Source organism: Pusillimonas sp. T2 (assembly GCF_002236805.1).
Lineage (GTDB): Bacteria > Pseudomonadota > Gammaproteobacteria > Burkholderiales > Burkholderiaceae_B > Neopusillimonas.
The window spans coordinates 481588-493746 of the sequence record NZ_NIQA01000003.1; the positions used below are offsets into that span (position 1 = coordinate 481588).

At 55.4% G+C, this 12159-nt stretch carries 12 protein-coding genes and 1 riboswitch; of the genes, 7 read left to right on the forward strand and 5 right to left on the reverse strand.

What is annotated here, in order from left to right; translation table 11 throughout:
• Positions 1–15 precede the first annotated feature (15 nt).
• Entirely contained in the window at positions 16–204 is a 189-nt protein-coding gene (locus PuT2_RS08075; protein ID WP_093970563.1) for a ribbon-helix-helix protein, CopG family, read from the forward strand.
• Here PuT2_RS08075 and PuT2_RS08080 read toward each other — a convergent pair.
• Positions 158–1789, reverse strand: coding sequence for a SulP family inorganic anion transporter (locus PuT2_RS08080; RefSeq protein ID WP_093970494.1), 1632 nt, complete (start codon positions 1787–1789; stop codon positions 158–160). The two genes, PuT2_RS08075 and PuT2_RS08080, sit on opposite strands and share 47 nt — an antisense overlap.
• Before the next feature lie 201 nt (positions 1790–1990).
• On the opposite strand from PuT2_RS08080, the gene panD reads away from it, so the two are divergent.
• The 4 genes from panD to PuT2_RS08100 all read left to right on the forward strand — a co-directional run bounded on the left by panD (position 1991) and on the right by PuT2_RS08100 (position 5527).
• On the forward strand, positions 1991–2404 hold the full coding sequence (gene panD, locus PuT2_RS08085; protein ID WP_093970495.1) for an aspartate 1-decarboxylase: 414 nt from the start codon (positions 1991–1993) through the stop codon (positions 2402–2404).
• A 33-nt stretch (positions 2405–2437) separates the two neighbouring features.
• Positions 2438–2530: riboswitch (TPP riboswitch) on the forward strand.
• 63 nt (positions 2531–2593) lie between these two features.
• Positions 2594–3862 (forward strand): cytosine permease, encoded by a 1269-nt coding sequence (locus PuT2_RS08090; RefSeq protein WP_093970496.1) that lies wholly within the window; start codon positions 2594–2596, stop codon positions 3860–3862.
• A gap of 93 nt (positions 3863–3955) precedes the next feature.
• Positions 3956–4744 (forward strand): hypothetical protein, encoded by a 789-nt coding sequence (locus PuT2_RS08095; protein WP_093970497.1) that lies wholly within the window; start codon positions 3956–3958, stop codon positions 4742–4744.
• 177 nt (positions 4745–4921) lie between these two features.
• On the forward strand, positions 4922–5527 hold the full coding sequence (locus PuT2_RS08100) for a hypothetical protein (protein WP_093970498.1): 606 nt from the start codon (positions 4922–4924) through the stop codon (positions 5525–5527).
• A 71-nt stretch (positions 5528–5598) separates the two neighbouring features.
• Here PuT2_RS08100 and PuT2_RS08105 read toward each other — a convergent pair whose 3' ends face one another.
• On the reverse strand, positions 5599–6063 hold the full coding sequence (locus tag PuT2_RS08105; RefSeq protein WP_254046971.1) for a tautomerase family protein: 465 nt from the start codon (positions 6061–6063) through the stop codon (positions 5599–5601).
• 80 nt (positions 6064–6143) lie between these two features.
• Here PuT2_RS08105 and PuT2_RS08110 point away from each other — a divergent pair, with 80 nt between their 5' ends.
• The gene (locus PuT2_RS08110) at positions 6144–8060 is read left to right on the forward strand and encodes an ABC transporter ATP-binding protein/permease (protein ID WP_093970499.1); all 1917 of its coding nucleotides are present in this window, start codon (positions 6144–6146) and stop codon (positions 8058–8060) included.
• A gap of 11 nt (positions 8061–8071) precedes the next feature.
• On the forward strand, positions 8072–8455 hold the full coding sequence (locus tag PuT2_RS08115; protein ID WP_371596564.1) for a SirB2 family protein: 384 nt from the start codon (positions 8072–8074) through the stop codon (positions 8453–8455).
• A gap of 62 nt (positions 8456–8517) precedes the next feature.
• Here PuT2_RS08115 and PuT2_RS08120 read toward each other — a convergent pair whose 3' ends face one another.
• Genes PuT2_RS08120 through pap form a run of 3 tightly spaced genes read right to left on the reverse strand, consistent with a single transcriptional unit; the run spans position 8518 to position 12129 of the window.
• The gene (locus PuT2_RS08120; protein WP_093970500.1) at positions 8518–9447 is read right to left on the reverse strand and encodes a DMT family transporter; all 930 of its coding nucleotides are present in this window, start codon (positions 9445–9447) and stop codon (positions 8518–8520) included.
• Positions 9448–9485: 38 nt separating this feature from the next.
• On the reverse strand, positions 9486–10574 hold the full coding sequence (locus tag PuT2_RS08125; RefSeq protein ID WP_093970501.1) for a hypothetical protein: 1089 nt from the start codon (positions 10572–10574) through the stop codon (positions 9486–9488).
• On the reverse strand, positions 10549–12129 hold the full coding sequence (pap, locus tag PuT2_RS08130) for a polyphosphate:AMP phosphotransferase (protein WP_093970502.1): 1581 nt from the start codon (positions 12127–12129) through the stop codon (positions 10549–10551). Before pap ends, PuT2_RS08125 begins: the two co-directional genes overlap by 26 nt.
• Between the last annotated feature and the right edge of the window lie 30 nt (positions 12130–12159).

Below are 12159 nucleotides of genomic sequence, written 5' to 3' on the forward strand. Positions count from 1 at the left end.
ACGATGAAGGTCAGCATGGAAACAAAAACTGCACGACTCACCGTACTGCTAGACCCAAGAAAAAAAGAAGCTTTCGAACAACTCTGTGCCAGCCAGGACCTGACATCGTCACAAGTTGTTCGGCAGCTCATTCGGGGTTATTTGGCCGAGCACGGTGTTAATTATCTGGCCGAAACAGATCCGCCAAAGAAGACACCACACTAACTCCTGTTAACGACTGCAAACCCATTTTTTTGATTTTTTCGCCAACACGTGCGTTGGCTTCCGCTAGCAAAACGTTTGCCCCCTCAGCCGTCATGCGGCGCACCTGACCCTCCAAGGCATGCAAGCCCGTGGCATCGATAAAGGGCACCCGCCCCAGCCGAATCACGATCGTTTCGCCCGCCACCGGCTTATGCCCCAAGAAACCGTCGGCAAAGGTATCAGAGGCGCCATAAAACAAAGGCCCCTCAACCGAATAAACGTGCACACCAGGCAGCACCCGAGACTCGGCAACCCCGAAATCGCGCGCCAATTGAGCCGACGATTGCCGCGTCACCGTTACGCTGTCGGCCATGCGTCGTAAAAAATGCAACATGGCCACCACCACACCAATATTCACTGCCACCACCAGGTCGGCAAACACCGTCAGTGCAAATGTCAGCAGCAAAATAGCCACGTCGGCCCGTGGCGCGCGCTTCACCAAACGCACAAAATGAGGCAGCTCACTCATGTTCCAGGCCACGACAAACAATATTGCCGCCAACGTGGCCAACGGTACATTTTTTGCATACGGTGCCAAAAACAAGATAATCAGCACCAGCGTGATGCAATGGACAATACCGGACAGCGGGCTGTTGCCCCCATTACGGATATTGGTTGCCGTACGAGCGATGGCCCCCGTTGCCGCAAAACCACCGAACAAAGGAGCCGCCATATTGGCCAAGCCCTGCCCGATCAATTCTTGGTTGGAGTTATGACGCGACCCGGACATCCCGTCGGCGACGACAGCAGAGAGCAAAGACTCGATGGCACCGAGCATGGCAATAGCAAACGCCGGGCCAATCAGTTCGACCATACGCAGCAATGTAATGTCGGGCCACTCAAATGTGGGTAACCCACGCGGTAGCTCTCCGAAAACACTGCCAATAGTTGGTACCCCTTGAAACTGAAACACCGACTGCAGTGCCGTCATGCCCACCAGCGCAACCAACGGACCAGGTATTTTTGAAAAGCGGGGTACCCGTGGAATGACCAACAATAAAGCCAGCGATACAACACCGAAAAGCGTTGCAACCGGACTTAAACTGGGCAGGGCCTGCAACATCTGCAACACTTTCTGGTGAAAGTGGCCCTCGGGCGTTATGGGCAAACCGAAGAAGTCTTTCCATTGGCCAACCCAAATAATGACACCGATACCTGCGGTAAAGCCAACGATAACGGGCTGTGGGATAAACCGGATGACGGCCCCCAATCGGGCGACCCCCAGCAAAAGCAAAATTACCCCGGCCATCAGGGTGGCAATCTGCAAGCCCTGAATGCCGTGAGTGGCCACAATGCCAGACAAAATAACAATGAAAGCCCCCGTCGGGCCAGCTATCTGGACGCGGCTTCCACCAAAAACAGAGACGAGCAGGCCGGCAACAATGGCCGTGTACAAGCCCTGCTCGGGTTTGACGCCACTGGCTATTGCAAACGCCATGGCCAGTGGCAAAGCCACCACACCCACAATGACGCCGGCAACAATATTGGGCAACCAGTAAGACCGGCCAAGTAGCCCTGCACGATAAGCCTCAAGCAATGCAAACATGGCCCCTCCGCCACAAAACAAGTTGAACCCAGATCCAAATTATTATAATTAGATGATAATGAAATTACCCTAAAAAGGCGGTTGAAAGGCTTTATTGCATGAAACCGTCCCATGTCTGCCACCAACCCTGCACAGATTTAACTTCATAGCGACGAAAAAAACTACAATGTTTAGCTTGTTAATTCTTAACCCGAGACAACAGTGAGAAAAGTAGTCGCCGGCAAACTGCATGGCATTCGTGTCACAGGCGCCGATCTTGAATACCACGGCTCTATTACGCTTGACCCCGACCACTGCGAAGCAGCGGGCATTTTGCCTATGGAGTTTGTAGACATCTGGAACAAGCACTCAGGTGCGCGTATCAGCACCTACGTCATTTATGGCGAACGGGGCTCGCAATGTTGCATTTTGAATGGCGCAGCGGCCCGCACCTGCCAAAAAGGTGACGAAATCATCATTTGCAATGCGGTTTACGTGACTGAGCAAGAGCTTGAACACATCAAGCCCGTCGTACTGACCTTCCACCCCGACAACTCCATCAACGAACGCCTGGGCTACGACGTCAGCCGCGACGAGCACAATCGTCTGGCATTCAACATCATCAAATTCGACTAGGCTGGCTTTTTTACGCAGAACCAGTACAATTTGGCGCTTCGCTAGGGGTGCCGCTTTTTGCGGCTGAGATAGTCCCTTTGAACCTGTTGAGATAATCCTCGCGCAGGAAAGCGACGTCATCGCTGACATCCGAAGTCCATCCGATTTTCAGTCAGCCTGTTTGTCGCCCCTGCATTTTTTGGGTCTGCCATGACAAACAGTTCTACGCCTCATAATCAGGCGCTTACACCTATACCTCAATCCGACCGCGTTTTTGGCTGGCATGAACATGCCTCGCTCTGGTTCAGCCTGGGGGTCGGGCTGCTGGTGATGCAGGTGGGTGCCTACCTTGTACCCGCTATTGGCACCAAAGATGCCGTAATGGCGATTTTGCTGGGTTCGATTGTGGGCTCGGGCTTGCTGGCTTGGGTGGCCCGAACCGGATGCAACTCGGGGCTTTCCAGCGCGGGGCTAATCCACTGCACCTACGGCAACGCGTTTGCCCGCCTGCCCGTCTTGCTCAACATCATTCAACTTCTGGGTTGGACAACATTCGAGCTCGTCATCATGCGCGAAGGCACCACCGCCATTACCCGGCAGGCCTTTGGCATTGATCTAGGCGGGTCGCTCGGCATCGTGCTGGTGACCTTGTTCTGGGGCGCTATCCTGATGGCACTGCTCGCGGGCTCGATGATTACGCTTGTTCGCAAGTTCATCAGCCGCTTCGGCCTACCCCTGGTTGTGCTGTCGCTTATCTGGTTAAGCTGGCAATTTTTGGGGCAATTGCAAACTCAGGGCTTCGAGGCCATGTGGAACCGACAAGGCAACGGTTCGATGAGCATGTTCTCTGCCATGGATCTTGTCATTGCCATGCCGGTGTCATGGCTGCCCCTGGTGGCAGACTATGCCCGCCACGGTCGCAGCGGCCGAGGCGCCATGGGCGGCACATGGCTGGGCTACACCGTTGCCAATATCTGGTGTTACGCGTTGGGTGTCGTTGTGGTCAGCGTTGCCGAACCCAACACCAGCCTGGTCAGCGCTCTGCTGCTGGCGCAAGGTGGTCTGATCGCACTCGGCCTGATCATGATCGACGAACTCGACAACGCCTACGGCGACCTATACTCGGGCTCGGTCTCCACACACAGCCTGATGCCGCGCTGGAGTATTCGCCGGTGGGGCTTGACGCTTGCCGTCGTCAGCATGGTGCTGGCCACCCTGCTGCCCATGCACACTCTCGAACCTTTCTTGCTGATGTTGAGCTCGATATTTGTGCCGTTGTACGGCGTTATTCTGGGACGCCAGGGCTTTGTAAAGTCTGAATTGCGCCCGGATGGTCGGGCCATCGACTGGACAGCCGCCGCATTGTGGCTCCTGGGAATCGCCTGCTACCACGGCATTGGCGAATGGGCACCCGGGTACGGCTCGGCGTTACCCACGCTGGCCATTACCTTTGCACTGGCTGCGCTGACCCGAAAATAGGGTAAGGCTTCGACAAACAGACCTTGCGCGACGTTAAGGCTTGCTGGAGCATACGTGGCCAGTCACGGCAATTGATAAGTGGATGAATGTAATATGTCTGAACTGCTGAACCTACTGGACGCTAACGCTTTGAAGATGCTGCTGGCCATTTTTTTCGTGCTGGCACTGTCCGCATGGGCAGGAAGCGCAGTCAGCCGCCGCCAGCGCAAGGCGGACCCTGCCAAGGACGAAGGCCTCAAGATTGTGCTGGGCGCTACGCTGTCGCTGTTTGGCCTGCTGATGGGCTTTTTGCTGTCGTTTGCCATCAGCGGCTACAACACGCGCGTGAGCGCCGAGGAAAACGAAGCCATGGCGCTGGCTAATGCCTTCCAGCGCACCACCTTGCTGCCCACGATCAGCGCCCAGCAACAGGCCGAAACTCTGCTGGAAGAGTATCTGGTCTCACGCATTGCGTTCTACCATGCAGCGGATGAAGCCCAGCGCGCTGCATTACGCATGCAGTCCATTCAGTTGCAGACCAAGATGTGGAATTTTGTGAGCGAGGCGGCCAAGAAGGCGCCGAACCCGGTGTCCGTATCACTAGTCGAAGCCTGCGGTCAGCTTTACATCACACAGCAAAAGACCATGGCAAGCTGGCGCCACCAGATTCCGATGACGGCATGGCTGATCCTGATTGTGTTTGGCGTGTGTTCCCACTTCCTGATCGGCTACCACATGCGCGCCGGCAGCCAGGCCTGGCTGCTGGTCGTACCCTTTGTGACGGCCCTGGCCTTGTTCATGATTTCAGAAATTGATGTACCCGGCAAGGGCGTCATCCATGTAACGCCGCAGAACTTGGAAGCGTTACAGGTCACCCTGTCCAAAGGTGGTCTGACGCCTTAATCTGCAAACAGTTTTTGCTTGCCTCTGCGGCCTGCAAGGCGCATCTGCCGGAGCGATACAAGATAAGAGCAACAGGCGCATTTGTAACAATACGCCATGCTTTTGCATGATTTGATGAAGAAAGATACGCCTGACAGGCATACACTGACCTTGTCCATAACAAACGGGAGGACGGTCATGAAAATGTCTTCGGTATGGCGCGGCTCTGCGGCGGCATTGGCTCTAGCCGGGTTACTGGTTACAGCCCCCGCCTCTGCCCAGGTGCCCGACTTTGTGCAAAATGGTCCCGGCGCAGAGCAAGGCAAGGGGCCGGGTAATGGCCAGGGGCGCGGTGGCCCCAATATGCAAGGCACACCCGGGCAGGGCCCTGGATCGGGTCCAAAATACGGAAATGGGCCGGGCAATGGCATGAGTCAGGGCGGCGGGCGACAAATGGGGCCTGGCCCGCGCGGTGGCGCCGACCTGTCAATACGGTTCAGTTTCAATGACGACCAGCGCCGTTACGCCCACGACTATTTTCAAGACATGTATCGGGCAGGTAACTGCCCACCGGGGCTGGCTAAGAAAAACAATGGTTGCATGCCCCCGGGCCAGGCCAAACAGTGGCGGCGTGGTTACCCCTTGGGCGCCGACATCATGTTTTACGAGCTGGATGGCCCTTTGCTGGCACGCATAGGCCCGCCCCCGGCCGGTCACCGCTATGTAAGGGTCGCATCGGATATTTTGATGCTGGCGGTGGGCACCAACATGGTGGTTGATGCCATTGAAAACCTGGGGCAGTAAACGTTCATGAAGTTAGGGTGCAAAACAATGCCAATTAGGCACTTGCCATAAGCACCAACAACACCACGCTTTTAACGGCCCGCTTGGCGGGCCGTTATGCCGCCTGCCATACCCACGTTGGTGGTTGGCATATCGATCAGCCACACACGCACATCGTCCTCCGAAATACCTGTTGCCTCATGGGCACTTTTGCTCAAGCCCGCAATCAGCGCTGCTTTTTGCTGCTCGGTGCGCCCTTCAATCATGTCGACACGGAAATTGATCGCAGGGGTATCGAGCTTGCCTTCGGCAAGGTAGTGGCCGCCTGGCAATTCATGTAACATCACGCGGACGGATTTCAGAGACGCCCCCACCGCTTCGATGACGGCATCGCTGGCTTTGTGAAGCAAGGCTTTCTTTTGCTCTTGGCTAAAGCTTTGGGTAGCGGAAATAGTGATGAATGGCATGAACAACCCTTGTAGTAGATGATGACGGGCCATTATCGCTGTCGTGATGCCAAACTGACAAGCCTCACCGCGCAGCGCCCAAAAGGTCATTTTGCAACCTGGGCAACGCCGGTATCAAAGCACAATTTGAATCTCATTAAATAACCATAACAGCAAAGCGCAGGACGTGAATGGATTGGACTTCAGAACTCATTAGTAGCGGGCTATGGATCGCCAAGACCTACGCCATTACTCTGGTTTGCTTCGCGCTGACCGTCTGGCTACTGGCAAAGCGTACCGTCTGGGGACGACAGTTCTGGCAACTGTCGGGCGCGTACTTTTCGCCCAAACGCAGTATTAGGCCCATGCTGGCCGTTGCCTTCATCCTTTTTTTAACATTGGCTGGCGTGCGCTTGCAGGTGCTGTTTTCCAACTGGTACAACACTATGTACAGCGCGTTGCAAGACCTGAACGAAGCAGGGTTCTGGCTGGCCATGTGGCTGTTTGCCGCACTCGCGACTGTGCATGTGCTGCGCTCCCTCCTCGATTTCTACGTACAACAAGCCTTTACCATCCATTGGCGAACTTGGCTGAACGAGCAAATGCTTGAGCGGTGGCTGGGTGGCGAGTCGTATTACCGCACGCAACACCTTAAAAAAGGTATCGACAACCCAGACCAGCGCATTCAGTACGACGTCACGGTCTTCGTTGAGTCGTCGTTAACCTTGTCGATGGGCGTGGTCGATGCCTTGGTCTCAACCGTCGCGTTCACGCTCATTTTGTGGGGTCTTTCCGGCCCGCTGGCCCTGTTTGGCACCGAAATTCCACGGGGCATGGTGTTTCTGGTGTTCGTTTACGTGCTGGTGGCCACCATCTTTGCAATACGCATTGGCCGCCCACTGATTTTGCTTAACTTCTTGAACGAGCGCTTTAATGCAGACTACCGTTATGCCCTGGTGCGCCTGCGCGAATACGCAGAAAGCATTGCATTTTATGCAGGGGAAAAGGTTGAGACTGCTCTGCTGAAACACCGTTTTGCTCAGGTCATCAGCAACGCCTGGGCCATTGTTTACCGCTCGCTTAAATTTCTGGGGTTCAACTTTTCGGTTACCCAGGCTGCCGTTGTTTTTCCATTCATTATTCAAGCCCAGCGCTTTTTCTCGAAGCAGATCAGCCTGGGCGACCTGATGCAAACCGCTCAAGCCTTTGGGCGCTTGCAAGACAACCTGTCGTTCTTCCGTAACGCTTACGACAACTTTGCGTCTTACCGCGCCACACTAGACCGTCTGACCGGATTCACACAAGCCATCGACGAGGCGGCCAAGCTACCCAAGCCAGAGGTCCAGTCAACAGGCCAAGCATTGAAGCTAAACAACTTAACGGTGCGAACCCCAACAGGCAAGCTACTTCTAGAAAACCTGAATACTCAGGTGCACGCCGGGCAAGCAATGTTGATTCGCGGCCCATCAGGTTCAGGCAAAACCACGTTGCTGCGCGCTATAGCAGGCTTGTGGCCCTACTGCGACGGCGCGATTACCCGACCGCAAGGCCAAATGCTGTTTTTGGCACAAAAGCCCTACCTGCCCCTAGGCAGCCTGCGCGACGCCTTGCATTACCCTAACGCGGTCAGCCGCTCAGATGATGCGGGGATCACGGACACCGAAACACTGGAAGCCGCCGCCGTTGCCAGTGCCGGTCATGCGCCCCAAAACCTCGACAAACTGGTAGACAACACGTCACGTCAGTCTACCCAAGCGGCGTCAACAACCGCCGACCAGCGCGCTCGTCAGGTACTTGACGCCGTGCAGCTTGGCCACCTGGCCGACCGCCTCGACGAAGACGCCGACTGGAGCCGGATACTATCGCTTGGCGAGCAACAGCGACTGGCTTTCGGTCGCTTGTTGCTCGCTCAACCCGCTGCTGCCTTCTTAGACGAAGCAACGTCCGCAATGGACGAAGGCCTTGAAGACGCCATGTACCGTCTAGTCGCGCAGCACCTGCCAGACACTTTACTGATCAGCGTCGGGCATCGCAGTACCTTGGTCAGACACCACCCTGTTCAACTTAACCTCAAAGGAGACGGTGGCTGGGAAATCAGCACGCATTAACCCAGTTGCCCATGCATTCTATGTCGTACCTTGCACTCAAACATCTGCACACCACAGCCGCCGCACTTAGCCTGCTGTTTTTCATCATTCGTGCGTACTGGTCGATTGTTGAGTCAGCCACATTACGAAAAAAATTGGTGAGAATTGCCCCGCACATCATCGATACCGTACTTCTGGTTTGCGGGGTGGCCATGGCCGTGCAAATCGGCTTTTTTCAAGACTGGATCATCGCCAAACTGATCGCCTTGGTGCTTTATATTGTCGTAGGCACCGTTGCCATCAAGCGCGGTAAAACGCCCGGCAGTCGAGCCATCGCGGCCATTATTGCCGTCGTGATCTTTGCGTACATCGTGGGCGTGGCCATAAAACACAGCCCCTTGTCGTGGCTGGCGTAAGCGTCAACTACCATCGCGGCTGGTCTAAACCCGGCCGGCCGCACCCGATATAACGCAAGCGCCTAGCGCGCTTTAGGGCGCTTGCCCAACACCAAAACACCTGTCAATACAAACGCCGTACCCACCAGTTGCAATGGCGTAATGGCCTCGTCCAGTATCCAGGCAGCCAAAAACAATACTGACACCGGCCCGATCAAACCCAGCTGGGCGGTAAGCGGCGCGCCAATACGAGCCACTGCCCACATGATCATGAAAGTAGGCACCACTGTATTCAAGGTGGCATGAATGAAGGACAACTGGTATACAGGCCACGGTAATGCCAGCCCTTCCCATGAATACACCCAAAAAAATTGAACCAACGTAAATGCGGTGGATACCAGCATGGCATACGCCACTAGGCGCGTCGCCCCCACCCGAGCCATGATTTCGCCCGAGCCGATCAGGTAAATGGAATAGCACAGCGCCGACGCCAGCACGAAGCCCGCACCCAAAACCACGGCATCGCCACTGAACGACAGGTCGTTAAGAAAAACACACACGACCCCGCCGTAAGACAGCGCAAGCGCCAACCATTGACGCGGCGCTATGGCGCGCTTGAAATAAAACGCAGTAATAAGCAGCACAAACGTGGGCGATAAAAACAACACCACACGTTCGAGACCGGCAGAAATGGTTTGCAAGCCCAAAAAAGCCAGAAAACTGGACAAGTAGTAGCCAATAAAGCCCAATAAAACAAGCCGAACGCTATCTTTGCGCGTTAAACGTGGAATAAGCCCCAGCTTTGCTTTACGGGCCTGAAACCAAGCCACCACCAAAAAAAACGGCGCGGCCAACAGCATACGCAAGCTGATGATAGTGATGGCATCAACGCCGGGATACCGGTAGGTTAACTTGACAACAATGCCCTTGGCCGAAAAGAAGACCGCCCCCAACAATGCAAAAGCAAACCCTGCCCAGAACGTTGCCCGGGGTAAATTCAGCGAAGACGACACGTTTAACCAAAACCTTGCAAAACAGTAAAGCCAAGCCGCTATAACAGCACCAGGCACGACACCAGCAAAACAACCACATAAAGCACCGGGTACACCAGGCGCAACCACCGATTGATTCTTTGGGCATAGCCATGATGACCATCGGTAAAGAGGGCGGCCACGGCGCACGATGCCAGCATCGCAAAACTGAGCATGATGATGGTCGTATTGAACATCACATCGGAAAGCGTCAGATAGTGCAGCACGGGCAGCTCGTTGTTGAGCGCAAACTTGAGGGCGATGGTCGTCAGAATAAGCGTCACCGTACCGGCAATACGCGGCGACGAGAAGGCCGGCTGAACCAAAAAGTTCATCCAGAGCAACCCGCACGAGGCCAGGCCAATAATCAACAACGGCAGCAATATTTTGTGAACACCATCGACAAAATCGTGCTCAACCTGGATTCGCACGTTAATTTGCGGCAGCTTACGGCTTGGCTTGTCGGGCAGCGCGACAGAGCCGGTGCTCCACTGCACCTTTAACGGGTCCCAGTTCCCATGTAAAACGGCATCGACCCTGGCCAGATCTTCGCGCGGACTGAGCTCGCCGAGCTCAAAAGCAAGCTGGGTTTCATCCATGATGACACTGGAGATCGTCAGGTCGAGATTCAGACGACCAAAAGGAAAATACTCAAGCTCGCCAGCAAACCGCGGCGATGTCGTGAACTTCTGGCGTAACGACACCAACCCATCGGGGTAGACCGACAACGAATGGATGGTATTTGCGCTTAGCCCCTTTTCGCCGCTGATATCCAATGTGGGGTGCCAGATCGTTTCGAGGTAACGTTCGGCGCGCGTGCCCATCCAAACCTTCGGCCCCTGGGCACCCTGATCTGACGAGGCAAAAGCCAAGCGGGGGTCGCGCCACTTCAATATTAATTGCGCCGTCACATTGTAGGTGCCGGTGGTTAGCTTGATGTCGTTGATATCATCGAGATAAAGATACACGCGCACGACAGTTGGCTGATCGGTGCGGGGTGGCGCGATATCGGCCAGTGACGGGCCAGACAGCCCCCACAATACGACAGCCAGCAGCCCCAAAAAGCTGCGCCATACCTTCAGATCAATGCGTATGCTTGCCAGTCCCATTGTATTTCTCCAACGCCTTTTCAAGCGCTTCGACTACAGTGCGCAACACGGTAATGCGCGCATGCTGCTTATCGTTGGCCGAAATGACATGCCATGGACAAGCCACCGTACCAGTCTCGCGAAACATATCGTTCGCAGCCGTCACATAGTCGTCCCAGCGCTCACGATTGCGCCAGTCTTCGGGTGTAATTTTGAAGCTTTTAAATGCAGACCGCTTGCGGTCGTTGAAGCGTTCGAGCTGCTCTTCTTTGGTAATGGCCAGCCAGAACTTGAGTAATACGGCGCCTTGCTCGACCAACTGATTTTCAAACTGGTTGATTTCCTCATACGCCCTGCGCCACTGAGGTTCGGCGGCGAACCCTTCAACGCGCTCGACCAGTACGCGTCCGTACCACGACCGGTCGAAGATCGCGATTCGACCGCGCTCGGGGATACGACGCCAGAAACGCCACAAATAAGGGCGTGCCAATTCTTCGTCGGAGGGCGCAGCGATAGGAATAGCGCGATACTGCCGCGCATCGAGCGCATGGGTGATACGACGAATGGCGCCCCCTTTGCCAGCCGCGTCTTGCCCTTCAAAAGCCAAAATAAGCGGTACATGCTTGAAACGCGGGTCGCGCACCAGCCTCGCCAAGCGCGCCTGCAGCTGAATCAGCAGAGGCTCGTATTCGGACTTTTTCATGCTCGCCGAATAGTCGACTTGATCAAGGGAAACAACGCGTGACGCGCCGTTGCCTTTGGTGGGCGACAGGTCGGCAATGGACAATAATGCTTCGGCGTCGGGTTCAGGCAACACCTGGTCAGGCACACGCTCGCGTCGGCGCAGCGCCGCCAGCACAGCCTGCCCCGCGTAGATGTAGCGCGTGTTTTCGTCGGCTGAAGGCACAACTACCCAGGGCGCATGCGCCTCTTGTGTCAGGGTCATCGCCAGCGCCCCCACCTTGCGCGCGCGATCAAATTTCTTGCGCACTTCGAGATCGATGGGCGTCACTTGCCAGGCGGTATCGGGGTCGGACAGCAAGGTATCGACGCGCTTTTGCTGAGCCTCTTTTGACATGTGAAACCATAACTTGACGATTTGCACACCGTTGTGCGTCAGCATGGATTCGAACTCGCGAATCTCGCGCGCAATACCCAGCGCCCTGGTTTCGTCGATGCTCTTTTCAGCAAGAACCTCGAAGAGGCGCTGATACCAAGAGCCAAACACCACACCGGTTGTGCCCTTAGGCGGCAAGTGCTGCCAATACCGCCAAAGGTACGGCATTTGCGCCGCATGAGCCGCCGGTTCGCCATAGGCGAGCGTTGTCACATGACGTGGGTCCATCCATTCGTTGAGCATATTGATACAGCCGCCCTTGCCTACACCATCAATGCCGGTAATCACCACCAAAACCGACTGTGTCGCCTTTTTCAGGTGTGCGTATTGCGCTTTCAGCAACTTGATACGCAAGTCGGCAATAAGAGCTTTTGCCTTGTCTTTTTCCAGGATCGGATCGGCCTGGGCCTCGTCAAGGACGAGTTCGAAGTGGTGTGACGCTTTGAGTATTTTTGACATGCTGTACGTAAGGGTTGGCTACGCAACAAG

Coding starts and splice junctions, on each gene's coding strand:
- pap (WP_093970502.1), bottom strand. CDS start 12,129: ATGTCAAAAATACTCAAAGCGTCACACCACTTCGAACTCGTCCTTGAC.
- PuT2_RS08100 (WP_093970498.1), top strand. CDS start 4,922: ATGAAAATGTCTTCGGTATGGCGCGGCTCTGCGGCGGCATTGGCTCTA.
- PuT2_RS08105 (WP_254046971.1), bottom strand. CDS start 6,063: ATGACCTTTTGGGCGCTGCGCGGTGAGGCTTGTCAGTTTGGCATCACG.
- PuT2_RS08125 (WP_093970501.1), bottom strand. CDS start 10,574: ATGGGACTGGCAAGCATACGCATTGATCTGAAGGTATGGCGCAGCTTT.
- PuT2_RS08075 (WP_093970563.1), top strand. CDS start 16: ATGGAAACAAAAACTGCACGACTCACCGTACTGCTAGACCCAAGAAAA.
- PuT2_RS08080 (WP_093970494.1), bottom strand. CDS start 1,789: ATGTTTGCATTGCTTGAGGCTTATCGTGCAGGGCTACTTGGCCGGTCT.
- PuT2_RS08090 (WP_093970496.1), top strand. CDS start 2,594: ATGACAAACAGTTCTACGCCTCATAATCAGGCGCTTACACCTATACCT.
- PuT2_RS08115 (WP_371596564.1), top strand. CDS start 8,072: ATGCATTCTATGTCGTACCTTGCACTCAAACATCTGCACACCACAGCC.
- PuT2_RS08095 (WP_093970497.1), top strand. CDS start 3,956: ATGTCTGAACTGCTGAACCTACTGGACGCTAACGCTTTGAAGATGCTG.
- PuT2_RS08110 (WP_093970499.1), top strand. CDS start 6,144: ATGGATTGGACTTCAGAACTCATTAGTAGCGGGCTATGGATCGCCAAG.